Genomic DNA, 21,897 nt, shown 5'->3' with positions numbered 1-21,897 from the left:
GCATCCGCAGATGGCTGCAGCGCCTTACTTGCGCTTCTTGCGCACGTACAGCACCAGCGAGTGCTCTTCCAGCTCGTAGCCGTGGTCTGCGGCGATCTTGCGCTGCAGCTCCTCGATCTCATGGCTTTCGAACTCGATGATCCTGCCGCTGTCCACGTCGACCATGTGGTCGTGGTGGCCGCCGCGGTCCAGCTCGTAGACGGCCTGGCCGCCTTCGAAGTTGTGCTTCAGCACCAGGCCGGCGGCCTCGAACTGGGTCAGCACCCGGTACACCGTGGCCAGGCCGATTTCATCGCCGTGCTCCAAGAGCTGGCGGTAGATGTCTTCGGCGGTCATGTGGTGGTGGTGCTGCGCATCGCGCTGCTCGAGCAGCGCCAGGATCCGCATCCGCGGATGGGTCACCTTCAGGCCGACTTTACGCAGGTCGTGGGTTTCCATAGGTCTCCGTTCATTGGCGATTTAGCGCCAGCTGCCTCGGATTGGGTCGCGGTGGCACGCCGGGAGTGTATCATCGGTTTGATTTCCCCAACCGCCAGTACCGATGCGCAATCTTCTGTTGGTCGCCGCCGTCGCCCTGTCCACCACCGGGTGCGGCATCATCTACAAGCAACCCATCTATCAGGGCAACCTGATCCGGGAAGATGCCGTGTCCAAGCTGCAGGTCGGGCAGAGCAAGCAGCAGGTGAACGCCCTGCTGGGCACCCCGTCCGTGCCGGACCCGTTCCACGCCCAGCGCTGGGACTACACCGCCAGCCAGCGCATCGACCGTCTCGGCCGTACCGAAGTGAAGAACTTCACCGTGTACTTCGAGAACGACGCCGTCACCCGCTGGGAAGGCGACTACTTCCCTGCCAACGACAAGGCCCTCGCGCAGCAGACCGTGCGTCAGTTCGGCCGCAACCTGGCCAAGGACAAGAAGAAGGGCCGCTGAGCCTTTCGACCCGCCCCTCGGGGCGGGACCCTGGAATCAATCGCCGCGCGCGCGACGCCGGCGGTTTTCCTTGGGATCGGCCTGCAGAGGCCTCAGCAGCTCCACCCGATCGCCATCCAGCAGCGCCTGCTGCGGGCGTGCGGGCACGCCATGCACGGCAGCGGCCGGACAGTCGGCACTGCCTTCGAGGGCGGCGGCGGCAATGGCCTCGGCCACGGTCGCGCCTTCCGGCAGCTGCAGCCGGCGTGACAGCACCTGCTGCGGCCAGGCCAGCACCACCTCGACCTCGATCATCGCTCAGCCCTCGTCGGCAACGCGGACGAAGTCGTTGACCATGCGGTCGGCCAGGCCCTGGAAACCGATTGCCAGCGCTGGCGCGAGCAGGCGGGATTTCGGCTCGAACTCCAGGGTCAGGGTGACCTTGCAGGCATCCTCGGCCAGGGCATGGAATTCCCAGCGACCGTGCAGCTGCTTGAACGGGCCGTCGCGCAGCTGCATATCGATGCTGTGCGGGCGCTGCAGGGTGTTTTCGGTCTGGAACCAGGTGCTGAATGAACCCAGGCCCAGATCCAGGCGGGCGACCAGGCGGTCCTCGCCCTGTTCCAGGACGCGGGCATCCGAGCACCAGCGGAAGCGGCGCGGATAGGCCTGGACATCGTTGACCAGGTCGAACATGCGCGCGGCCGAGTGTTCGACCAGGGCGCTGCGGCGGATAGTAGGCATAAAGACGGCGCGTTTCGGCAATCGACCGGGCGGGCCCGAATCGGAGACAATACGGAAATGAGCAAGAACAGCGGCAAGGATAAAGCAAAGAACGCGACGGCCAACAAAACCATCGCGTTGAACAAGCGTGCCCGCCACGAGTACCACATCGAGGAACGCTTCGAGGCAGGCCTGGCCCTGCAGGGCTGGGAGGTGAAGTCGATCCGCGCCGGGCGCGGCAACATCATCGACGCCTACGCCTACGTGAAGCAGGGCGAGATCTTCCTGATCGGCGCGCAGATCACCCCGTTGATCCAGGCCTCCACCCACGTGGTGGCCAACGACCGGCGCGAGCGCAAGCTGCTGCTGCACCGGAACGAGATCGACAAGCTGGTCGGCAAGGTCGAGCGCGATGGCTACACGATCGTGCCCACGGCCATGTACTGGAGCAAGAACAAGATCAAGCTCGAAGTGGCGCTGGCCAAGGGCAAGCAGACCCACGACAAGCGCGATGCCGCCAAGGACCGTGACTGGGCGATCGAGAAGCAGCGCGTGATGCGTCGCGGAAACCGCGACGCGTAACAGCTGTCTGTAGAGTCGAGCGATGCTCGACTTGGCTCTACTGGTTGCAGGGCAGCCGAGCATGGCTCGGCTCTACAGGAAGGTGGGCGATCAGCCCGCCAGCATGCCCTGCCCGCGCATCCGCGGCGCCAGCGCCGCATGCATCACCGCCAGGTGCATCACCACCGCCAGCTCCGGCGCATGCCGGTCATCGCCGGCCCGCCACTGCTTTGCCAGCTGGGCCGCATCGTCAGGCAACAAAGCCAGCAGCTGCTGGTCATCCAGCGCATCGGCCTGGTGCTGCAGCTGCTGCGACAGCGCCCAGCTGCGGCGGACATGGGTCAGGATGCTCAACGAGGCCAGGGTCAGCAGGGCCACCGCCGCCCCGTGCTCGAACCATTGCGCGATGACGTCCGGGCCCCAGACCATTACCGCCAGCACGGCCAGGGCCAGCATGCGCCAGCCCGGCACCAGGGCCTGGTCGCGTCGCGGCCAGTACACCACCACCGCGCTGGCCACCAGGAACACCGCCGCCGTCGCCGGCAACGCGGTCAGGCAGGCCGCCGTGACGATCGCGGCCAGCACCGCCCAGACCCAGCCGGGCGGCAACGCGCGTCGGCGGTAGTCGGCGCCTACCGGCCCGATCAGCTGTCGCAGACTGCGTTGTTGGATGGTGTCGGTCACCCGGGTCTCCGTGTCATTCCTGGCTCGGATGTTGGCCGCCAGTGTGTCGCAAAATCGTGCCAATGAAGTTAGCAATCCGCTATGACGGGCATGCGGCAATCCCTCGACTTCACTCGCACACAGACGCCGCAGCCTGTAGCAGCGGGCCCTCACTCAGCACGGGCGCGGGCTGATCCGCCGGAAACGCGGCCGCGATCGCCTTCGCCGCGCGGTCGGCATGGGGTTGGACGTACCACGAAGACTGGCTCGAAAGCGTCACCCCACGCACCTCCCGCTCAAACCGGTACTGGCCCCAGTAGATCGCCAGCGGCTCCTCCAATGCGTTCAACGGATTGGGCAGGGCCAGGGCCGCGGGGCACAACCGCGCGAACGCTGCCGCCAATGCCTCACGCCCGGCCGCGGGCTGGCCAGCCGAAAGGAAGTGCGCGTACTCGTGCAGCACGATCGGCGCCCAGTCGTCCTCCACACCCGGCGGCGAGAACAGCACGATGGACCCGCCTCGCAGCTTGGCCTGGGTGCGGTTGGCGTACGGCCACCACACAAAACGAACCTGGAAGACAGGCGCAGCCTCGGCGGCGTAGAAGGTGCGCATGCGCGCGACGAACACGGCTGTCTCCGGCGCCGCCAATTCCCGGGTCAAGGCTTCCTGCTGCTGGATGAAGCGTCCAGCCCCTGCCAGCAGCTCGCGGGCACGGGGCTCGAACCGCGCATAGTAGCGCCGCAACAGCTCGTGGTCGGCAGGCGCCTGAGCAGCGATTGCGGCATTCGCGGCAGCCGTGAATGACGCGGCATTCTGGAAGTAGCCGGTGTAGGGGTCGCCGACGCGGGTGTCGCTGCCGGCAAACAAGCGCTCCGCCACTGGCCGCGCATTGTCGTCCTCCCTAACCATGGGGGACGTGCGCTGGCGGAAGCGGGCGTACTCCTTGAGCACGGCACGATCCTGCGCATCCAGCCCAAAGCGGCGCTCCCAGTCTTCCCTGTAGATCGCGCTCGTATAGCCCGGCAGCCAGTCAGGCAGGTTGTCGAGCAGGTTGAACAGATCGAAGGCCTCGTCGTAGCCCACAGTCACCAGGGGTGATGCCTGTCGCGAAAGGCCTTGCGGCTCGGCACGGGCCCATTGGGCCAGCAGTAATAGAACAGCGATGCACGCGAACTGCACTGCCCATGACCTGACTGACATCCGATGTCCCCCTGGAGACTGAATGGCCTGATTCGAGCACGGCCAGCACGCAGTCACAACATGTCCCTCGGCAGGGTGCCCTCACCCACACACACGTCCGCCGAGCGTGACTGTTCAGGAAGATTGCCGTACCATTGGTGTCGTTAGGCGGGTCCTTGGGCAATAAGGCACCTGAAAGCCTTGCAAGACTTGAAGAAACCGGGGGTGCATTGGTTTCGACGGGGGTTGTGAAGTCGCCTGGCGCATGCCGAGGGGGTAGCTGTCCTCGTAAATCCAGCTGCAAAACTCTAGTTGCCAACGACGACAACTACGCTCCGGTCGCTCTCGCAGCCTAAAAACTGCGGTGCGTGACCTTCTGCCGACTTAGGCGGAGCCTCGAAACTGCTTGTGTCCATGCTCGCAGCGTAGAGTCATTATCATGGAATCGCGCTGGGCGGTTGCCTGTCAGTCCGGCACTAGAACACAACAGGCTGGTTCCCGGGTGCGCTTTGCACACCGTGCTGCTCGGGGATGAGATTCAACGGTGAGCTAAGCATGTAGTGCTGGGGATGGAGTGCCTTCGGACGGCGGTTCAATTCCGCCCACCTCCACCATCTGTACCGCCCTTCGGGGCACGAAAAGCCGGACACTCCCGTCGATTGGGGTCCGGCTTTTTTGTTGCCTGTTCTACGGCCGCATTTCGCCCGACACCACCGATAATGTTGCTTTGGACCGGCGGATCCCCCGCCCAGCACAGGGAACAGAACGATGGCGTTGGTGAGTTGCATGGAGTGTGGCCGCGAAGTCAGTGACAAGGCCGCCAGTTGCGTCGGCTGCGGCGCCCCGATCGGCGCCCACCGCCCGACCCCGCCGCCACTGCATGCGGCATCGGCGTACGCCGCCCCTCATGCACAGCCGCAACCCGTCGCGCGTGCCCGCGTCGCCTACGTCCTGCTGGGCCTGTTCCTCGGCGGGCTGGGCATCCACAACTTCTACGCCGGCTACCACGGCCGTGCCGTGGCCCAGCTGGTCATCACCTTGCTGCTGGGTTGGCTGTTCATCGGCCTGCTCATCACCGGTCTGTGGGCGCTGATCGAAATCATCACCGTCGATACCGACGCCGCCGGCGTGCGCATGGTCTGAGTTCCGCGCTGCGACCCGTGCAATCGGCTGCGGGCTGGCCCACACTCGATCCGTGCCCGACCACCGCCCCCCCGAACGCCAGAGGGACCTGCCATGAAACGCCAGATCACCGCCCTGCTCCTCCTCCTGGCCACCAGCACCGCAATCGCCGCGGCGCCGACGGACAAGGGCACTGCAGCCCTGAAAACCCTGCTGGCCTGCAAGGCCGGCTCGGACTTCACCCAGGCCCAGGCCGAAAAAGCGCTGCAGGCTGCCGGCCTGACGCACTTGCGGGGCGGCGTGTTCGAGACCCAGGGCGGCAAGGTCGCCCTGTTCGGCGGCAGCGTGGACAGCGCCAGCGTCGACACCGCCCCCGGCGGCAGCAAGAGCCTGCATGTCTATCTGAAGGACGTGGCTGCCACGCAGGTGGGCCGACAGCTGTCGGTCACCGCGGTCAATGAAGACGCAGAGACCGAAGCGCCGTCGTACATCCGCAAGGTGGACGCAAAGCACACCCTGCATGTCGGCGCGGCCGATGACTACGAAGGGTACTCGGCGTCGGTGACCTGCCAGATCGCAGGTTGAGCGCAGGCGCCCTGCCCTACAGCCAGCGCCGCACGTCGCGCCGGAAGGCGGCATAGTCGGCGCCGAACCGGGCGGACAGCACCCGCTCCTCCGGCAGGATCTGGAAGCGGGTGATCCAGCCGACGAACAGCGGCACCACCAGCAGGGCCGCGGCACTGCCCAGCCACAGCATTGCGCCCAGCAGCACCAGCGCCTGCCCCAGGTACATCGGGTTGCGCGTGTGGCGGTAGATGCCGCCGGTCACCAGCGACGTGGCGGAGGCCGGGCGCAGCGGGTTGACCGTGGTCCGCGCGCGGCGGAAGGCCAGCTTGGGCAGAAGGTTCAGGGCCAGCCCCGACAGCATCAGGGCCACCACACCCCAGACGGGCACCAGCAAGACCGGCCATGGCCATACGCGGGCCAGCAGATACCCCGATACCGCGCACAGCAGCATCAGCAGCGGCGGTGGAATCCGTGTTTCCAGCTTCTGCATGCATGCTCACTGTCGGTCGATGCGAGAGCCTGCCACACCTGGCAGGCGCGAAGCGACCAGCGTGCTTCCGCGTTGACGCCGTGACCGCTAGAGTTGCGCGACCGCGCTGGAGCCGTACATGACCCCCACCCGTTTTTCCATCATCCGCCGCACGACCCTGATCGTCACCGCGCTGCTGCTGCTCAACGGATGTGCGACGCTGCGGCAATTCGGCCCCTCGGTGCAGGTGGCCTCGGTCACCCCGGGCCAGTACATCGCGCTCAAGCGCGGCGACATCCTCACCAGCGGCAGGCTGAGTGCGGCCACGATGGAAACGCTGCGGGTGGCCGGCCTGGACGAGACCACCTGTGCCAAGCCTGGTCTGCCCTGCATCGAGGCGATGGAAGCGAGCATCGTGGTCCGCGAGGAAGACAAGCGGTCGACGCTGGCCGAGCTGTGGCTGCAGCAGGCCATGGCCATGCCCGCCCCCAAGCAGAAGCGAGGTACGACAACCGCCATGCGGGTGGCCGACCCCAGCTTCCAGCCCCGGATGGATGCATGGATGCAGGTCGCTCGGCAGGCCTACGCCTACCTTTTCTTCACCGAACGCACGGCCAACCAGCGCGGCTTCGAGGATCGCCAGACCCAGGTGCGCGACTACTACAACCTGGCCGCCCAGGAATCGGCGGTCATGCTGTTCGACGCGTATTCCAGCCAGAGCGTGCGCAACAAGGAGGGCCGCCTGCAGCTGGGCCGCTGGACCTTCGTGCTGGCGCCTGCGGACAAGGGCGTGGTCCAGGACACCCGGGAGCCGATCGAACTGGTGCCCGCCGCTTCGCTGTCCTTTACCGGCACGCTGCGCCGGGTGCAGCGCCGCGATGGTTTTGGTGCCGAGCTGGTCGCGGTGATGGCCGACCCGGCCAGTGCCGGGCCGAGCGCTGCACACGCAGCCGGGCAGACGGCGGACCCTGATGCACCGCTCGCGCACAGCTGGAGTGGCATGCCCTCGCCCTCGATCACGGTGCTGCTGCGCTTCTCCGGCGCCAATCTGTGGGAAGTACTGCATGACCAGACGCCCACGGTGGAGATCCACGATCCCTACCAGATCGCGGCGGTGGAACTGCACGGGCAGAAGGTGCCCCTGGCCGCCAATTTCACCGCGGGTTATGCGCTGTGGCTGGCCCGCTCCAACTTCAGCCGGCAGTCGCTGCGCAGCCTGTTCGGCAGCAAGGGCGGCATCGACCGTCCGCACTTGTTCATGCTGCAGCCCTACGACCCCAACCGCCGCGTGCTGCTGATGATCCACGGCCTGGCCAGCAGCCCGGAGGCCTGGGTGAACGTGGCCAACGAGCTGATGCGCGACGACGAGATCCGGCGGAATTTCCAGGTCTGGCAGTTCTACTACCCGACCAACATGCCGATCGCCCTCAGCCACGATGCGATCCGGCATACGCTGGACGACGTGATGCAGCACTACGACCCGGCCGGAAAGGCGCAGGCATCGCATGACATGGTGGTGGTCGCGCACAGCATGGGCGGGGTGATTTCCCGGTTGCTGGTCTCTTCCTCCGGCGACCACCTGGTGGACACGCTGCTGGCGACCGCCAAGATGAGTCCCGCCCAGCGCGAGCTGCTGCGTACCCGCGGCGCGCCGGTGCTGACGTTCCAGCCTGAGCCGGAGATTTCGCGGGTGGTGTTCATCGCCACCCCGCACCGGGGCACGGACGTGGCCGGGACCCGCCTGGGCCGCTGGATCGGCCGCCTGGTCCGCCTGCCACTGACCGTCCTGGAGGACATTGCCGGCGCTGATGACGCCGGTACCCCTGGCGGCAAGGGCGCCGGAGAGGGTTACCGGATGAACAGCATCCAGAACCTGGACAAGGACGATCCGTTTGTCAGGGCCGTGGCCAATCTGCCGATGTCACCGCGCGTACGCTACCACTCGATCATCGCCCGCCTCAACGCCGATGGACCGCTGGAAAAGACTGACGACGGACTGGTGCCTTACTGGAGCTCGCACCTGCCCCACGCGGTCTCGGAAAAGGTGATCGTGTCCGGGCACAGCGTGCAGGAAGCCACGCCGGCGATCGTCGAACTGCGGCGCATCCTGCACGAGGACATGCAGGCGCATGATGGCGGGCAGAAATAATCCTGCCCGCCCGGTCTGGCTCAGAAATCCAGGCTGTAGCCCAGCGTCACCGTCCGCCCACGCCCGGCGAAGTACCGCGCTGGTTCGATCAGCGCGCTCTGAGAGTAGTAGGTGATGTACTGGCGGTCGAACAGGTTGGCGATGCCCAGATTCACCTTGCCCTTGGCAAGCCTGTAGTCGACGCCCAGATCGAACAGCGCGTAGCCGCTGAACTCCTTGGCGGCCTCGTCGAAGTTGCGGCTGAAGGCGTACTGCCCCTGCACGAAGGTCGACAGCTCCGGCGTCCACTGCGCCGACCAGGTGGCGATGACGCGGTTCGGTGCGATGTTCAGGCCGTCCAGGCGCGCGTCGAGCCTGCCATCGGCATTGCTGTCGTAACGCCCACGCGTCCAGGCATAGGACAGGCCCAGGCGGTGCGCATCATTCAGGCGATAGCGCACGCTCGCATCCAGGCCCTCGATAGCGGTCTTTTCGCGGGCCAGCTGGAACGCGCCGTCGACTGCGATCACCCGTGTGCCGTACTCGGAGCGCGACTGGAACGCACTGGCCTCGGCTTCCCACGACGGCGAGCGGTAGCGCACGCCGATCTCGCTGTTGCGGGTCAGCAGCGGCTGCAACGAACGCAGCGATTCCACGTTGGTACCCGGCGTGTTGATCGAGCGCAGCACGCGGCCGACGTCGGGCATGCCGAAGCCTTCGGAATAGCTGGCGAAGGTGTTGAAGCGCTCGGTAGGCGCGTACACCAGGCCGATGTTGCGCAGGTTCTGCTGGAACTTCAGCTTGCCACCCTGCACCGCCACGCGGTTGTAGCGGTACAGCGTGGTGTAGCTGTCGATGCGCAGGTCGGCCTCTTCGCGGCGCCACCCGCCCTGCACGGTCAGCTGCGGCAGCAGTTTGTAGTCGGCCTGCACGAAGCCGGCCACGCTGCTGTAGCGCGAATCGGGCACGTAGGTGCGGCCGGTGCCGTAGAGATCCTGCTTGCCACTGTCGCGCAGCGTGTCCACGCCGGCAGTGATCCTCAGGTCGCCGCCGAGCAGGTCGTCGCGGCCCAGACTGGTCTTGGAGCCCCACTTCGAGGCGGTCGAGCGTGACTGGTCATACAGCGTGCCGGCCGGTGCGATCAGCGGATCCTGAAAGGTGGATGAGTTGTCGGCGCCGAACAGACCTTCGAATTCCTGGTTGAACACCATCGCCTTCAGTTCCATGCCCGCGAGGTCATGGTGGGTGTAGCTGAGGCCGGTGGTCCAGGCATCGTTCCAGGCCGGCGTGCCCGGCGGCGTGCCACGCACCGACGTGGTGGGAACGCCCAGATCTCGGTTGCCGGCCACTGGCACGTATTCGGCCTTGGACTTGATGCGGTAGCGGTTGCTGCTGAACTGCAGTTCCTGGTTGTCATCGATCCAGTAGCCCAGCTTGGCGTGCAGGTCGTAGGCAAGGGTCGACATCAGGTCGCCCTGGGTGACGTCCACGCCAATCGGCGTGCCCTCGCCGTCCACCCACAGGCCCTGGTCTTCATAACCCGCGCCGACCAGGTAATCCCACTTGCCCTTGCTGCCGCTGATGCGGTAATCGGCACGGTAGCCGGTGGTTTCGCCGCGCACCTCGGACGTCGGCAGCGTGGTCTGCACGCCCACGTGCTGGTTGACCGCACCCGGCTCCGGGCGCCGGGTGATGAGGTTGATGGTGCCCCCGGTAGCGCCCAGTCCGTTCATGGCGTTGGCGCCCTGGATGACTTCGACGCGCTCGACCAGCGCGTAATCGATGGTATGTGCTTCGCGACCGGTCGGGCGCAGCGGATTCGACTGCGGAATGCCATCGACCAGGATCAGCGGCGTGCGTCCGCGCAGGGTCTCGCCACTACCATTCATCTTGCCGCGGCTGGGCGTGTACGAGGGCAGCAGGCTGGACAGCACATCGGACGAATTGCTGCTGAGGCGCAGCTGCTGCTCGATCTGTTCCTGGCCGATGATGACCACCGTCTGCGGCGCAGTGGCGGCGTCCTGACCGGTACGCGAGGCGGTCACGATGACCTTGTCCAGCGTCCGCGCCTCGGGCGGACCCTGCTCGGCGTGGGCGTGGGCACAGACCAGCAACGAAATGGCGACCGTCAGCCGCGAATATCTCAGCACGTGAACTCCTCTTGGGGGGAGGGCGTGGCGATATGGCTGGCCCGGAACAGGGGCGTATCTTTCCCGACGTGTCTGAATGCGTCAATCCATGCGCCGGACCAAAGGGCCCCCAGCGTTCGCCAGCCGCCCATCCCGGCACACCTCCTCCGCCCGTTACATGGCATGCTCTGTGAAACCGTTTTCATGGAATGGAGGGATTCCACGATGTTGTCGCATCTTCGCCGGCCCGCACTGTGCGCGCTGCTGGCTCTCGCTCTGCCTGCCGCTGCCTGGGCAGCCCAGCCACCTGCGCCGCTGAAGGTGATGTCCTTCAACGTGCGCACCCCGGCCGATACCGACCCCGGCAAGCGCTGGGACGACCGTCGCGATGTCATGGTCAAGGTCATCCTCGATGCGCACCCGGCCGTGGTCGGCACCCAGGAACTGGTGCAGGAGCAGGCCACCTACCTGGCCGCCCACCTGCCTGGCTACCGCTGGTTCGGCGAAGGCCGCCGCGGTGGCGACGGCGACGAACACATGGGCGTGTTCTACGACACCAAGGTGCTGGCCATCGAGGAATCGGGCAACTTCTGGCTGTCCGATACGCCGGACGTGCCGGGCAGCATCACCTGGGGCAACCTGTACCCGCGCATGGTCACCTGGGCACTGTTCCGCCGCCTGGACGATGGCCGCCGCTTCTACTTCATGGATACCCACCTGCCCTATCGCGACGAAGACGAGCCGCGCCGGATCAAGGGTGCCGAGCTGATCGCCAAGCGCGTGCAGACGCTCCCGGCCGACCTGCCGGTGGTGCTGACCGGTGATTTCAACACCGAGCCGGGCAGCGAGACCTACAAGGCGTTCACCCGCGTGCTGCAGGACACCCGCACCCAGGTGAAGGCGCCGAAGGGCCCGCGCGAGACCTTCCACGATTTCACCGGCAAGGCCACCGTGCAGCTGGACTGGGTGCTGGTGCGCGGCTTCCATGCCCGCAGCTTCACCACCGACGACCGTCGCATCGGCGGCGTGCTGCCGTCGGACCACTTCCCGCTGGTGGTCGAACTGGACTGGCCCAAGCCCTGAGCGCGTGCGGCCATCGCTACGGCGGTGGCCGCCTGCCCAGCAGGCGATACAGCGCCTGATGCTGGTCGCGGGCCTGGCAGATGCGTGCGGTGATGGCCAGGAACAGGCCGATGCCTACCAGGCCTGGCGCCAGCAGCGAATCGGGCAGGCGCAGGAAGCCGATGGCCACTGCCAACGCGGCCAGCACCAGCAGCGCCACCACCACTACGGACAGGCCTGCGCCAGGCAGGCCGGGATCGCCGAACAGCACCCGCTGCGTCGATTGCTTGTCGTCAGTCATTGCCGCCGCTCCTTGGAACCTGCCCTATTAGTTACTACGGGGGGCCAGCGTTCTGGCAGAGTCAGAAGCGTCATGGCGGCAGCGGGCCAGATACAACAAAGGGACGGATGCCTGCGCATCCGTCCCTTCGTGGGTACTGCAACCCTGCGGTTACCGCACCTGGGCCACGCTCGGCGCCTGCGGCGACTGCCCCCAGCCGCCCAGTGCCTTGTAGACACCGACCACACTGACGTTGACCTCGGCCTCGGCCGCGGCCAGTGCATCGTCAGCGGCCAGCTGCGTACGCTGCGCATCCAGAAGAGTCAGGAAGTCCTCCGAACCCTCGCGGAAGCGGATCTGCGCCAGCGATTCGGCACGCCGCGCCGCCTGCGCCTGCTCGACCACGATGGCCAGCCGCGCCTGCTGCTTGGAGTAGCGGGTCAGCGCGTTCTCGGTGTCTTCCAGCGCCAGCAGCACGGCCTGCTCGTACTGCGCGGCCACGCCTTCGGCCTCAGCCTTGCTGGCACGCAGGCGTGCACGCACGGTGCCGAAGTCGAACGCCGCCCAGCTCAGCGACGGGGTCAGCGACCAGGCCTTGTTGTTGCCGTTGACCAGCCCGCTGGCATCGCCGCCGAGGAAGCCGACGAAACCGGACAGCGACAGCCGCGGGAACAGATCGGCCGTGGCCACGCCAACACGCGCGGTGGCGGCGGCGAGACGACGTTCGGCCACGCGCACGTCGGCACGCTGGCGCAGCAGTTCGCGGGTGTCACCCAGCGGCAGCGCCTTGGCAAATGCCGGCACGTCCTGCGGGGCCAGCATCGCGGTCAGCACTTCCGGGCGCTGGCCCAGCAGCACCGCCAGGCGGTTGCGCGACTGTGCCTCGGACACTTCCAGCAGCGGGATGTCGGCCTCGATCGCCTTCAGGCGGGCGCGGCTGCTCTGCACATCCAGTTCGCTGCCGGCACCCAGTTCCCAGCGCGCCTCGGTCAGCTTCTGCGTATCGCGCAGGTTTTCCAGCGTGTGCTGGGCCACCGCGATGCGCTTCTGCGTGCCACGCAGCTCGAAGTAGTTGCGTGCCACTTCGGCGGCGACCAGCACCTGTGCATCGGCCAGGTTGGCCTGCTCGGCACCGAGGTCGGCGCGCGCGGCTTCTGCAGCGCGGCGCTTGCGGCCGAACAGATCCAGCTCCCAGCCCGCATCGAAGCCGAGCTGGTAGCTTTCACTGAACACCCGCTGCCCACCCAGCTGCGGATCGGGTTGCTTGCGGCGGTCGTAGCTGCCGTCAGCGGTGACGTGCGGGGCCTGGTCGAAGCGGCTCTCGACGAACACCGCACGGGCCTGGCTGACGCGGGCCACGGCCACGCGCAGGTCCAGGTTCTCCGACAGTGCGCCGTGCACCAGTTCTTCCAGCACCGGATCATCGAACTGCGCCCACCAGCTGGCCACCGGCGAAGCGGTGCTGTACACCGCCTGCTGTGCGCCCTGCAGGACCACAGGCTCCTGTGCCGGGGCAGTGTAATTGGGGCCGACGCTGACACACCCGGCCAGCACCAGGCTGGAGATGGCCATCGCCAACGTGCGGATCACCATGGCAGCACCTCGCCCAGGTAGGTGAAGCTGCCGCTGGCGCCGGCGTCACCGACCAGCGCCATTTCCACGCTGGAACGTGCGCCTTCGCTGATTTCGATTTCGCCGTTGCCACCGTTCATGTCGGTCTTCACGTAGCCGGGGTGCACGGTGTTGACCTTGATCGGGGTGTTGCGCAGTTCGTAGGCCAGGGCCAGGGTCCAGCTGTTCACCGCCGCCTTGGAGGCGTTGTAGGCCGGGATCTTGAAATCGTAGATGCCCGAGTTCGGATCGGCGTGCAGGGTCTGCGAGCCGAGCATGCTGGACACGTTGACGATGCGGCCGGACTTGGCCTGCTTGACCAGCGGCAGGAAGGCCTGGGTGACCGCGACCAGCGCGAACACATTGGTGTCGAAGGTGCGGCGCCAGGTATCCAGCGACTGCTCGGACGGCGCCTGCGCCGGGTTCTCGATCATGATGCCGGCGTTGTTGACCAGGATGTCCAGGCGACCATGGCGCTGGCGCACCTGCTCGACGGCCTCGGCGATGCTAGCGGCATCGGTCACGTCCAGCTGGATGGCTTCCACCGGCAGGCCTTCGCCCTGCAGCAGCAGGGCCTGCTCCACCGCGGTTTCGCGCTTGCGGCCGGCCAGCAGCGTGTGCACGCCGGCCTGGGCCAGCTGGCGCACGGTTTCCAGGCCGATGCCACGGGTGGCGCCGGTGACCAGCGCGATCTTGTTCTGATGGGTGTTCATGGATTCATGCCTTGGTTTGGGGAAAGCGGCCGCCGCTCGGGGCGGCGACCGCGGGAGTGCATGTCAGTGATGGAGGGTGGACTCGCCATGCTGCACCAGCTGGCCACCGCCGTTGCGGGTGACGAACTTGCGCAGGGCCACGTAGAACACCGGGGTCAGGAACAGACCGAACAGGGTCACGCCCAGCATGCCGGCAAACACCGTGATGCCGGTGACAGAGCGCACTTCAGCGCCTGCACCATGGGACAGCACCAGCGGCACGGTGCCGGCAATGAACGCGATGGAGGTCATCACGATCGGACGCAGCCGCAGGCGGCAGGCTTCCAGCGCCGCTTCAACGATGCCCTTGCCGCCCATTTCCAGTTCGCGGGCGAACTCGACGATCAGGATCGCGTTCTTGCATGCCAGGCCCATCAGCACCACCAGGCCGACCTGCACGAACACGTTGTTGTCACCACCGGTCATCCACACGCCGAACAGGGCAGACAGCAGGGTCATCGGCACGATCAGGATCACCGCCAGCGGCAGCGACCAGCTTTCGTACAGTGCCGCCAGCACCAGGAAGGCCAGCATGATCGCCACCGGGAACACGATGAAGGCGGCCTTGCCCTGGGTGGCCTGCTGGTAGCTCAGGTCGGTCCATTCGGTGGTCATGCCCACCGGCAGCACCTTGCCGGCGATCTCGGTCAGCTTGTTCATCGCTTCGGCCGAGGACAGCAGGCGGGGGTCGGCCTCACCGGCCAGGTCGGCGGCCGGATAGCCGTTGAAGCGCAGCACCGGGTCCGGGCCGAAGGTCTGCTTGATGGTGACCATCGAACCGATCGGCACCATCTCGCCGCGATCATTGCGGGTGCGCAGCTTGCCGATGTCTTCAACGCTCTCGCGGAACGGGCCGTCGGCCTGGGCGATTACCTGCCAGGTACGACCGAACTGGTTGAAGTCGTTGACGTAGGCCGAACCCAGGTAGGTCTGCAGGGTGTCGAACAGCTCGGTGAGCTGCACGCCCTGGGCCTTGGCCTTGACACGGTCCACTTCCGCATCCAGCTGCGGCACGTTGGCCTGGTAGCTGGTGATCGGGAAAGCCATGCCCGGGGTCTGCGCGACGGTGCCCTGCATCGCCTGCACGGCATTCTGCAGCGCGCCGTAACCCAGGTTGCCACGGTCCTGGATGAACATCTGGTAGCCGTTGCCGTTGCCCAGGCCCAGGATCGGCGGCGGCATCATCGCGAAGGCGAAGCCTTCCTGCAGCCCGGCGATCTTCTGGTTGATCTCGGCATTGATCTGCGCAGCGGTACGGCCATGACGCTCGGCAAACGGCTTGAGCGGAATGAACGCCACGCCGGTGTTGGGCGTGTTGGTGAACTGGAGCGCGTTCAGGCCCGGGAACGAAATGGTGTGCGCAACGCCATCGGTTTCCTGGGCGATCTTGGCGACCTTGCGCAGCATTTCATCGGTACGCGCGATCGATGAGCCTTCCGGCAGCTTCACACCGGCGATCAGGTACAGCTTGTCCTGGGTCGGGATGAAGCCCGGCGGCACCACCTTGAAGACCAAGCCGGTACCGACCAGCAGGATCGCGTAGACCACGAACACCGCGCCGCGTCGGCCGAGGATCTTCGAAACGCCACGCTCGTACTTTTCCGAGCTGGACTTGAAGAAGCGGTTGAACGGACGGAACACCCAGCCGAACAGGCGGTCGATGAGGCGCGTCGGCGCATCCTTGGCAGCGTCATGCGGCTTCAGCAGCCGCGCGGCCAGGGCCGGCGACAGGGTCAGCGAGTTGATCGCCGAGATCACCGTGGAGATCGCGATGGTGACGGCGAACTGCTTGTAGAACTGACCGGTGACGCCGGACAGGAAGGCCATCGGCACGAACACGGCACACAGCACCAGCGCGATCGCGATGATCGGGCCGGACACTTCGCGCATGGCCTGGTGGGCCGCCGCGAGCGGGGTGAGGCCTTCCTCGATGTTGCGTTCAACATTCTCCACGACCACGATCGCATCGTCGACCACGATGCCGATCGCCAGCACCAGGCCGAACAGGCTCAGCGTGTTGATCGAGAAGCCCAGCAGGTACAGCGCAGCGAAGGTACCCACCACCGACACCGGCACGGCGATCAGCGGAATGATCGAGGCGCGCCAGGTCTGCAGGAACAGGATCACCACCAGCACTACCAGGGCGATGGCTTCGAGCAGGGTGGAGACCACGGCCTTGATCGAGTCACGCACGAAGATGGTGGTGTCATACACCGCCTCGTACTTGACGTCGGCCGGCATGGTCTTCTGCATTTCGTCCATGGTGCCGATGACCGCATCACGGATTTCCAGCGCGTTGGCGCCCGGTGCCTGGAAGATGCCGATGCCCACCGCGTTCTTGCCGTCCAGCTGCGAGCGCAGGGTGTAGTCGCCGGCGCCCAGTTCAACGCGCGCCACATCGGACAGGCGCACGATCTCGCCCTCGGTGCCGCTCTTGAGCACGATGTCGCCGAATTCCTTCTCGGACTTCAAACGGCCCTGGGCATTGATCAGGGTCAGGAACTGGCTGTCGGGCAGCGGTTCCGCACCGAGCTGGCCGGCCGAGACCTGCACGTTCTGCTCGCGCATGGCGGCAACCACGTCGCTGGCGGTCAGGCCGCGCGAGGCCACCTTGTCCGGGTCCAGCCAGGCGCGCATGGCGTAGTCACCGCCACCGAAGATCTGCGCATCACCCACGCCCGGAATGCGGGCCAGCGCGTCCTTGACGTGCAGGCGGGCGTAGTTGCGCAGGTACAGGGTGTCGTACTTGCCATTGGGCGAGGTCAGGTGCACCACCATCAGGAAGGTCGGCGACTGCTTCTGGGTGGTCACACCCTGCCGGCGCACGTCCTCGGGCAGGCGCGCCTGCGCCTGTGCCACGCGGTTCTGCACCTTCACCGCCGCCGCGTCCGGGTCGGTGCCCGGGCGGAAGGTGACGGTCATCTGCAGCACGCCATCGGAGCCGGCCACCGACTTGAGGTACATCATGCCCTCGACGCCGTTGATCGCCTCTTCCAGCGGGGTGGCCACGGTTTCAGCGATGACCTTGGGGTTGGCGCCCGGGTAGACCGTGCGCACGACCACCGACGGCGGCACCACTTCGGGGTACTCGCCGATCGGCAGCAACGGGATCGAGATCAGGCCGGCGGCGAAGATCACGATCGACAGCACCGCCGCGAAGATCGGCCTGTCGATGAAAAAACGGGAAAAGTCCATCGAGGAATTCCTGGGAAATGCCGCCGACGGGCAACAGCCGCCCCGCCCCTCGTCAATCTGACGAAGGCAGGGAAGGCTGCCGCTGGCGCCGACAGCTAAGCGGAAACGTGGATCAGGAGACGGCGGATCAGTGGTTCAGCGAGGCGGTGGCATCGCGGCCCGGTGCGGCGGCCGGCGGCTGCATGGCCACCGCCTTGGCCTGCACCGGCATGCCCGGCATGAAGACCTTCTGCACGCCGTCGATGATGACCTTGTCACCCGCGGCCAAGCCGCTTTCGACGATCCGCAGGCCTTCGGCGGTGCGGCCGAGCTGGATGTCGCGGCGCTGGGCCTTGCCATCCTTGTCGACCACGTACACGTACTTGCGGTCCTGGTCGGTCAGCACGGCCTTGTCGTCGATCAGCATGGCCTGGAACTGGCCGCTGCCGAGCAGCTGCACACGGGCAAACAGGCCCGGAGTGAACTGGCGGTCGGCGTTGTCCAGCAGCGCGCGGACGCGGATGGTGCCGGTGCTGCGGGCCACCTGGTTGTCGAGGAAATCGACCTTGCCGGTGTGCGGGTAACCCTCTTCACCGGACAGGCCGACCTTCACCGGCAGTTCGCTGTCACGCTCGCTCGGGCGTTCACCCTTGCGGGCCATCTGGGCGTAGCGCAGGAAGGTGCTCTCGTCGGCATCGAAGTACACGAATACCGTGTCCAGCGAGACCAGCGTGGTCAGCACGCTGGCGCTGTCGCCGGCGGTGACCAGGTTGCCGGCGGTGACCATCGCGCGACCGGCACGGCCGTCGATGGGCGCGCGCACCTTGGTGAACTCCAGGTTGAGGCGGGCAGCATCCAGTGCGGCCTGCGCGGCCTGCACCGCGGCACCGGACTGGTCGGCCGCAGCGCGACGCTGCTCGGCGGTCTCGGTGGAGATGGCCTGCTGCTCGGACAGGCGCTTGGCACGCTCGGACTCGCTGCGGGCCAGGCTGGCCTGGGTGCGGGCACGGGCCAGCTCGGCGGCGGCGCGATCGTACTCGGCCTGGTAGCTGCGGGCATCGATGGTGAACAGGACAGCGCCCTTCTTCACTTCTTCGCCTTCAACGTAATTGACCTTGTCGATGTAGCCGGACACGCGCGGGCGCAGTTCGACGCTCTGCACGGCCTCGACGCGGCCGCTGAACTCGTCCCACTGGCTGATCGGCTTGACCAGCACCGGGGCGGCACTGACCTGCGGCGGAGGCGGTGCGCCGGCCTCTTCGGCATGGCCGCCACTGCAGGCGGCCAGCACCGCGGCTGCGAGGATCGAGACGCCGGCCATCGCCAGGCGACGGCTGAAACGATGTGGGGTGGTGTTGGGGGAAGTCATGGCAGGCATCCGTACGGAAGGGGTGGTAGTGCGTGTAAATCGAAGATCGGTAAATCGGCGGCGTAGCCTGCGACCTCAACGATGGTTAAGGTCAAGCAACGCCTGCGGTGTCGCGCCACAGGGGTGGCAGATCGAGGTTCAAGAGGCCGCGCGGCAGTTCCGCATCGCTGCTGTCGCAGCGGACGATGGCGCGGTTGTCGCGGCATCCATCGAGCAGGGACACCACGCGGCGACCGACCAGCAGCGAGCTGGGCCACTCGATGCAGGCGTTGGCCGCGTTGGCCGGGGTGCACACGGGGCTGCACACTTCCAGCATCTGCGCACGCACGCCCAGTGCCTGCGCTTCCTGGTGCACGACCTGCGCGTACATGCGCAGCGCGGCGGTGGTGATCGAGGTTTCACCGTAGCCAGCCCAGGGCTTGGCACCGGCCGGGCTGCCGATCATCACGTAGCGGCGGGCATGCGGGTTTTCCTGCAGCAGCGGCAGCAGGTGGCGCACCGCGTGGGCGTGCGGCATCAGGTCGGCCTGGAACGCACCCAGCAGGGCATCGCCGCTGCGGTCGATGACACGGCCGCGGTTGTACGGGCCGCCCATTGCCGCGACCACGGCGGCCAGCGGGCGCGGACGCTGCGCCACGCGTTCGGCCAGCACCCGTGCCGAGCCGTCGTCGCTGAGCGAACCCAGCATCGTTTGCAGGCCGGGCTCATCGGCGAACAGCTCGTGCAGTGCCGCCAGTCGGCCCGGATCGCGCCCCACCACCAGGACCGGACTGCCGGCCTCCAGCAGGGCACCGACCACGCCCTGGCCGACGGCACCGGTGCCGCCGAGGACCAACACTTCGGGCGTCAGAATCCCATTCACGGGACATTTCCTCCCAAATCCGGGATAGTCCCAATTCGACGCAGTCGGTCGCCCTGACGGGGGACCAGACGGATCGAACTGCCGCGCTGGCTACGGACGGGCGCGGTGAACTCCCGGAAATCCTTGTATACCAAGGAACTCGGGCGGGCTTCCACGGTCATGGCCTGGTCCAGAGCGTTCTGGCCGGCACGCCGGAAGTGGTCAAGAATGTTGCGCAGGCTCATGGGGGACGAGCTCCATTTCACGAATGGCGCCACGATAGACCTCAAACCTTTACTTGATTAGTCCGGATTAAGGGGAATAATCATCCCGTCCCCGGTCCAATCGATCTGTCACGATTGTCCCATCCCCGCCGTCCAGGATCCCGACCATGTCCCACGATCTCAACGAGACGCTGATCTTCGTCAAGGTGGTCGAGCAAGGCAGCTTCATTGCCGCTGCCAAATCGCTCGGCCTGCCCAAGACCACGGTCAGCCGCAAAGTGCAGGAGCTGGAGACGCGCCTGGGTGCGCGCCTGCTGCATCGGACCACGCGCCGCCTCGGCCTGACCGAAGCCGGTTCGATCTACCACGAGCATTGCCAGCGCATCGCGCGCGAGCTGGAAGAAGCCGAAAGCGCGGTAAGCCAGCTGCAGTCCGGCCCGCGTGGCTGGCTGCGCTTCACCGTGCCCTACGCCATCGGCATCACCTGGATCGCGCCGCTGCTGGGCCAGTTCCATGCGCAGTACCCGGAAATCCGCCTGGACATGCATCTGGGCAACGAGAAGCTGGACCTGATTGCAGGCGAAGCTGATCTTGCGCTGCGCGTCGGCGCCCTGCCCGATTCCAACCTGGTGGCGCGCAAGCTCGGCAGCCTGCGCACGCAGGTGTTTGCCAGCCCGGCCTACATCGAACGCTACGGCGAGCCTCTGCACCCGGAAGAACTGCAGTTCCACCGCATCCTGGCCATGCGCAAGCCGTACCACACCGGCAATTCTCCGCGATTCACCTGGCAGCTGGGCGAAAACGGTGGCGAGCTGCGCGATTTCCCGGTGACGCCGCTGATGACCGCCAACGACATGTCGGCGTTGAATGGCGCGCTGGTGTGCGGCGAAGGCCTGCTGCTGACCGGCGACGTGATGGCCAAGCCGTTCGTCGAATCGGGCATGGTGCGCCGCGTGCTGGCCGGCTGGACCGGCCCGGAAGTGGACTTCAACGCGGTGTTTGCCGGCGGCCGCCTGGTCTCACCGAAGGTGCGTGCCTTCGTCGATTTCCTGGTGGAGAAGCTCAACTTCGACGCCAACTACATGCTGGCGCAGTGCCCGGCGGCAAAGCTGGCACGGCAGCAGCAGGAAAAGGAAGACGCCGCGCTGGAAAGCAGTGGCAAGCGCATCCTCGAGAAGGTCACTGCTGCGGCATGACCGACGGTAGTGCCGGCCGCCGGCCGGCACGTCACCGCGCATCAACCCAGTACGTGCTCGACCAGCGCGCGCAGCTTCGGCTCGGCCTGGCGACGGCTGGGGTAATACAGGAAAAAGCCCGCGAAACGCGGGCAGTACGGCTCCAGCAGTGACACCACTTCACCGCGCTGCAGCCACGGCCGCCACGTCTCTTCCATGCCGATGGCGATGCCCGCGCCGGCCAGCGCCAGGCGCACCATCACGCCCATGTCGTTGCTGGTGATTTCCGGCTGCACATCGACGCTGAACTCGCGGCCGCGCTCCTCGAATTCCCAACGGTACGGCGCCTTGCCCGGCGCACTCCGCCAGCCGATGCAGCGATGCTCGGCCAACTCGCGTGGATGCGTCGGCAGCGTGTACTGATCGCGGTACGACGGCGCGCACACCACCAGCTGCCGTTGCCGCGCCGATACGGGCACGGCAACCATGTCCTGGGCAATGACTTCGCCCAGGCGCACGCCCGCATCGAAGCCCGCGCCGACGATGTCGAATTCCTCGTCGCTTACCGTGATGTCCAGCTGCAGCGCGGGGTGTTTTGCCGCGAAGCTGGCCAGCAACGGTCCAGCGAGGAACGCTTCGGCGATGGAGGAGACCGCAAGCCGCAGCTGTCCGGACACGACGGCCTGGCGCCGTTGGGTGGCCTCCAGTGCAGTATCCAGTTCGGCCAGGGCCGGGCGCACTGACGCCAGCAGTGCCTGTCCGGCATCGGTCAGGTTGACGCTGCGCGTGGTGCGCAGGACCAGGGCGATGCCCAGCGACTGTTCCAGCTTGCTGATCGTCTGGCTGACCGCGGAGCGGGTCACGCCCAGATGGTCGGCCGCACCGGTGAAGCTGCGGCACTCGGCCACCCGCTGGAACACGGCAAGGGCATTGAGATCGACGGGCATTGGTTAGCAG

22 protein-coding genes and 1 other RNA gene are annotated in these 21,897 nt (G+C 66.6%); 8 read left to right on the top strand and 15 right to left on the bottom strand.

Going from position 1 to position 21,897, the window contains the following annotated elements; genetic code table 11:
• Nucleotides 1–24: 24 nt before the first annotated feature.
• Nucleotides 25–438 carry a ferric iron uptake transcriptional regulator gene (gene fur / locus AC1VXD_RS09515; RefSeq protein WP_164074970.1) on the bottom strand — a complete coding sequence of 138 codons (414 nt, stop codon included), beginning with the start codon at nucleotides 436–438 and terminating at the stop codon, nucleotides 25–27.
• A 103-nt stretch (nucleotides 439–541) separates the two neighbouring features.
• Between fur and AC1VXD_RS09510 the strand changes: the two genes are divergently transcribed.
• Entirely contained in the window at nucleotides 542–931 is a 390-nt protein-coding gene (locus AC1VXD_RS09510; RefSeq protein WP_313203887.1) for an outer membrane protein assembly factor BamE, read from the top strand.
• Between the two features lie 36 nt (nucleotides 932–967).
• Here the strand turns inward: AC1VXD_RS09510 and AC1VXD_RS09505 are convergent, their stop codons facing one another.
• Both AC1VXD_RS09505 and AC1VXD_RS09500 read right to left on the bottom strand, forming a co-directional pair.
• Complete coding sequence (locus AC1VXD_RS09505; RefSeq protein WP_482991846.1) at nucleotides 968–1,225, bottom strand: RnfH family protein; 258 nt, start codon at nucleotides 1,223–1,225, stop codon at nucleotides 968–970.
• A 3-nt stretch (nucleotides 1,226–1,228) separates the two neighbouring features.
• Nucleotides 1,229–1,654 carry a type II toxin-antitoxin system RatA family toxin gene (locus AC1VXD_RS09500; protein WP_079221549.1) on the bottom strand — a complete coding sequence of 142 codons (426 nt, stop codon included), beginning with the start codon at nucleotides 1,652–1,654 and terminating at the stop codon, nucleotides 1,229–1,231.
• Between the two features lie 57 nt (nucleotides 1,655–1,711).
• Between AC1VXD_RS09500 and smpB the strand changes: the two genes are divergently transcribed.
• Entirely contained in the window at nucleotides 1,712–2,215 is a 504-nt protein-coding gene (gene smpB / locus AC1VXD_RS09495; protein ID WP_079221548.1) for an SsrA-binding protein SmpB, read from the top strand.
• 90 nt (nucleotides 2,216–2,305) lie between these two features.
• On the opposite strand, the gene AC1VXD_RS09490 is transcribed toward smpB, so the two are convergent.
• Together AC1VXD_RS09490 and AC1VXD_RS09485 are read right to left on the bottom strand one after the other, a co-directional pair.
• On the bottom strand, nucleotides 2,306–2,878 hold the full coding sequence (locus AC1VXD_RS09490; RefSeq protein ID WP_313053952.1) for a hypothetical protein: 573 nt from the start codon (nucleotides 2,876–2,878) through the stop codon (nucleotides 2,306–2,308).
• Nucleotides 2,879–2,987: 109 nt separating this feature from the next.
• Entirely contained in the window at nucleotides 2,988–4,037 is a 1,050-nt protein-coding gene (locus tag AC1VXD_RS09485) for a hypothetical protein (protein WP_482991845.1), read from the bottom strand.
• A gap of 221 nt (nucleotides 4,038–4,258) precedes the next feature.
• Here AC1VXD_RS09485 and ssrA point away from each other — a divergent pair.
• The 3 genes from ssrA (at nucleotide 4,259) to AC1VXD_RS09470 (ending at nucleotide 5,744) form a co-directional block, all read left to right on the top strand.
• Nucleotides 4,259–4,651: a transfer-messenger RNA gene (gene ssrA / locus AC1VXD_RS09480) on the top strand.
• 154 nt (nucleotides 4,652–4,805) lie between these two features.
• Nucleotides 4,806–5,180 carry an NINE protein gene (locus AC1VXD_RS09475; RefSeq protein ID WP_482991844.1) on the top strand — a complete coding sequence of 125 codons (375 nt, stop codon included), beginning with the start codon at nucleotides 4,806–4,808 and terminating at the stop codon, nucleotides 5,178–5,180.
• Nucleotides 5,181–5,273: 93 nt separating this feature from the next.
• Entirely contained in the window at nucleotides 5,274–5,744 is a 471-nt protein-coding gene (locus AC1VXD_RS09470; RefSeq protein WP_482991843.1) for a hypothetical protein, read from the top strand.
• 16 nt (nucleotides 5,745–5,760) lie between these two features.
• Here AC1VXD_RS09470 and AC1VXD_RS09465 read toward each other — a convergent pair whose 3' ends face one another.
• Nucleotides 5,761–6,216 (bottom strand): methyltransferase family protein, encoded by a 456-nt coding sequence (locus AC1VXD_RS09465; RefSeq protein WP_482991842.1) that lies wholly within the window; start codon nucleotides 6,214–6,216, stop codon nucleotides 5,761–5,763.
• 118 nt (nucleotides 6,217–6,334) lie between these two features.
• On the opposite strand from AC1VXD_RS09465, the gene AC1VXD_RS09460 reads away from it, so the two are divergent.
• Nucleotides 6,335–8,344 carry an esterase/lipase family protein gene (locus AC1VXD_RS09460; protein ID WP_482991841.1) on the top strand — a complete coding sequence of 670 codons (2,010 nt, stop codon included), beginning with the start codon at nucleotides 6,335–6,337 and terminating at the stop codon, nucleotides 8,342–8,344.
• A 20-nt stretch (nucleotides 8,345–8,364) separates the two neighbouring features.
• On the opposite strand, the gene AC1VXD_RS09455 is transcribed toward AC1VXD_RS09460, so the two are convergent.
• Nucleotides 8,365–10,473, bottom strand: coding sequence for a TonB-dependent receptor (locus tag AC1VXD_RS09455; RefSeq protein WP_482991840.1), 2,109 nt, complete (start codon nucleotides 10,471–10,473; stop codon nucleotides 8,365–8,367).
• 204 nt (nucleotides 10,474–10,677) lie between these two features.
• Between AC1VXD_RS09455 and AC1VXD_RS09450 the strand changes: the two genes are divergently transcribed.
• A complete protein-coding gene (locus tag AC1VXD_RS09450; protein ID WP_482991839.1) occupies nucleotides 10,678–11,535 on the top strand; it encodes an endonuclease/exonuclease/phosphatase family protein in 858 nt (285 codons plus the stop codon).
• 16 nt (nucleotides 11,536–11,551) lie between these two features.
• On the opposite strand, the gene AC1VXD_RS09445 is transcribed toward AC1VXD_RS09450, so the two are convergent.
• From AC1VXD_RS09445 to AC1VXD_RS09415, 7 genes are all read right to left on the bottom strand, one after another.
• Nucleotides 11,552–11,815, bottom strand: a complete 264-nt coding sequence (locus AC1VXD_RS09445; protein ID WP_482991838.1) for a hypothetical protein — start codon at nucleotides 11,813–11,815, stop codon at nucleotides 11,552–11,554.
• A gap of 150 nt (nucleotides 11,816–11,965) precedes the next feature.
• A complete protein-coding gene (locus tag AC1VXD_RS09440; RefSeq protein ID WP_482991837.1) occupies nucleotides 11,966–13,387 on the bottom strand; it encodes an efflux transporter outer membrane subunit in 1,422 nt (473 codons plus the stop codon).
• Nucleotides 13,381–14,118: an SDR family oxidoreductase gene (locus tag AC1VXD_RS09435; protein WP_482991836.1), complete on the bottom strand. Its 738-nt coding sequence runs from the start codon at nucleotides 14,116–14,118 to the stop codon at nucleotides 13,381–13,383. The genes AC1VXD_RS09440 and AC1VXD_RS09435 overlap by 7 nt, the downstream gene beginning before the upstream one ends.
• 63 nt (nucleotides 14,119–14,181) lie before the next feature.
• Complete coding sequence (locus AC1VXD_RS09430) at nucleotides 14,182–17,352, bottom strand: efflux RND transporter permease subunit (RefSeq protein WP_482991835.1); 3,171 nt, start codon at nucleotides 17,350–17,352, stop codon at nucleotides 14,182–14,184.
• Between the two features lie 127 nt (nucleotides 17,353–17,479).
• The gene (locus AC1VXD_RS09425) at nucleotides 17,480–18,700 is read right to left on the bottom strand and encodes an efflux RND transporter periplasmic adaptor subunit (protein ID WP_482991834.1); all 1,221 of its coding nucleotides are present in this window, start codon (nucleotides 18,698–18,700) and stop codon (nucleotides 17,480–17,482) included.
• 91 nt (nucleotides 18,701–18,791) lie between these two features.
• Entirely contained in the window at nucleotides 18,792–19,562 is a 771-nt protein-coding gene (locus AC1VXD_RS09420; RefSeq protein WP_482991833.1) for an SDR family NAD(P)-dependent oxidoreductase, read from the bottom strand.
• On the bottom strand, nucleotides 19,559–19,786 hold the full coding sequence (locus AC1VXD_RS09415) for a hypothetical protein (protein WP_482991832.1): 228 nt from the start codon (nucleotides 19,784–19,786) through the stop codon (nucleotides 19,559–19,561). The genes AC1VXD_RS09420 and AC1VXD_RS09415 overlap by 4 nt, the downstream gene beginning before the upstream one ends.
• 146 nt (nucleotides 19,787–19,932) lie before the next feature.
• Here AC1VXD_RS09415 and AC1VXD_RS09410 point away from each other — a divergent pair, with 146 nt between their 5' ends.
• Entirely contained in the window at nucleotides 19,933–20,961 is a 1,029-nt protein-coding gene (locus AC1VXD_RS09410) for a LysR family transcriptional regulator (RefSeq protein WP_108768548.1), read from the top strand.
• A 41-nt stretch (nucleotides 20,962–21,002) separates the two neighbouring features.
• Here AC1VXD_RS09410 and AC1VXD_RS09405 read toward each other — a convergent pair whose 3' ends face one another.
• Complete coding sequence (locus AC1VXD_RS09405) at nucleotides 21,003–21,887, bottom strand: LysR family transcriptional regulator (protein WP_482991831.1); 885 nt, start codon at nucleotides 21,885–21,887, stop codon at nucleotides 21,003–21,005.
• Nucleotides 21,888–21,897: the final 10 nt, after the last annotated feature.

The sequence above is a fragment of the Stenotrophomonas sp. STEN054 genome (genome assembly GCF_056854535.1).
The sequence above is the reverse complement of the archived record's forward strand: the minus strand, read 5'-3'. Positions and strand labels throughout refer to the sequence as shown.

What these genes read in the sequence shown, in the direction of transcription:
- AC1VXD_RS09435 (WP_482991836.1), bottom strand. Translation starts at nt 14,118, where the DNA reads ATGAACACCCATCAGAACAAGATCGCGCTGGTCACCGGCGCCACCCGT.
- AC1VXD_RS09475 (WP_482991844.1), top strand. Translation starts at nt 4,806, where the DNA reads ATGGCGTTGGTGAGTTGCATGGAGTGTGGCCGCGAAGTCAGTGACAAG.
- AC1VXD_RS09470 (WP_482991843.1), top strand. Translation starts at nt 5,274, where the DNA reads ATGAAACGCCAGATCACCGCCCTGCTCCTCCTCCTGGCCACCAGCACC.
- AC1VXD_RS09445 (WP_482991838.1), bottom strand. Translation starts at nt 11,815, where the DNA reads ATGACTGACGACAAGCAATCGACGCAGCGGGTGCTGTTCGGCGATCCC.
- AC1VXD_RS09500 (WP_079221549.1), bottom strand. Translation starts at nt 1,654, where the DNA reads ATGCCTACTATCCGCCGCAGCGCCCTGGTCGAACACTCGGCCGCGCGC.
- AC1VXD_RS09425 (WP_482991834.1), bottom strand. Translation starts at nt 18,700, where the DNA reads ATGACTTCCCCCAACACCACCCCACATCGTTTCAGCCGTCGCCTGGCG.
- AC1VXD_RS09405 (WP_482991831.1), bottom strand. Translation starts at nt 21,887, where the DNA reads ATGCCCGTCGATCTCAATGCCCTTGCCGTGTTCCAGCGGGTGGCCGAG.
- AC1VXD_RS09415 (WP_482991832.1), bottom strand. Translation starts at nt 19,786, where the DNA reads ATGAGCCTGCGCAACATTCTTGACCACTTCCGGCGTGCCGGCCAGAAC.
- AC1VXD_RS09430 (WP_482991835.1), bottom strand. Translation starts at nt 17,352, where the DNA reads ATGGACTTTTCCCGTTTTTTCATCGACAGGCCGATCTTCGCGGCGGTG.
- AC1VXD_RS09505 (WP_482991846.1), bottom strand. Translation starts at nt 1,225, where the DNA reads ATGATCGAGGTCGAGGTGGTGCTGGCCTGGCCGCAGCAGGTGCTGTCA.
- AC1VXD_RS09450 (WP_482991839.1), top strand. Translation starts at nt 10,678, where the DNA reads ATGTTGTCGCATCTTCGCCGGCCCGCACTGTGCGCGCTGCTGGCTCTC.
- AC1VXD_RS09465 (WP_482991842.1), bottom strand. Translation starts at nt 6,216, where the DNA reads ATGCAGAAGCTGGAAACACGGATTCCACCGCCGCTGCTGATGCTGCTG.
- AC1VXD_RS09440 (WP_482991837.1), bottom strand. Translation starts at nt 13,387, where the DNA reads ATGGTGATCCGCACGTTGGCGATGGCCATCTCCAGCCTGGTGCTGGCC.
- smpB (WP_079221548.1), top strand. Translation starts at nt 1,712, where the DNA reads ATGAGCAAGAACAGCGGCAAGGATAAAGCAAAGAACGCGACGGCCAAC.
- AC1VXD_RS09460 (WP_482991841.1), top strand. Translation starts at nt 6,335, where the DNA reads ATGACCCCCACCCGTTTTTCCATCATCCGCCGCACGACCCTGATCGTC.
- AC1VXD_RS09510 (WP_313203887.1), top strand. Translation starts at nt 542, where the DNA reads ATGCGCAATCTTCTGTTGGTCGCCGCCGTCGCCCTGTCCACCACCGGG.
- AC1VXD_RS09410 (WP_108768548.1), top strand. Translation starts at nt 19,933, where the DNA reads ATGTCCCACGATCTCAACGAGACGCTGATCTTCGTCAAGGTGGTCGAG.
- fur (WP_164074970.1), bottom strand. Translation starts at nt 438, where the DNA reads ATGGAAACCCACGACCTGCGTAAAGTCGGCCTGAAGGTGACCCATCCG.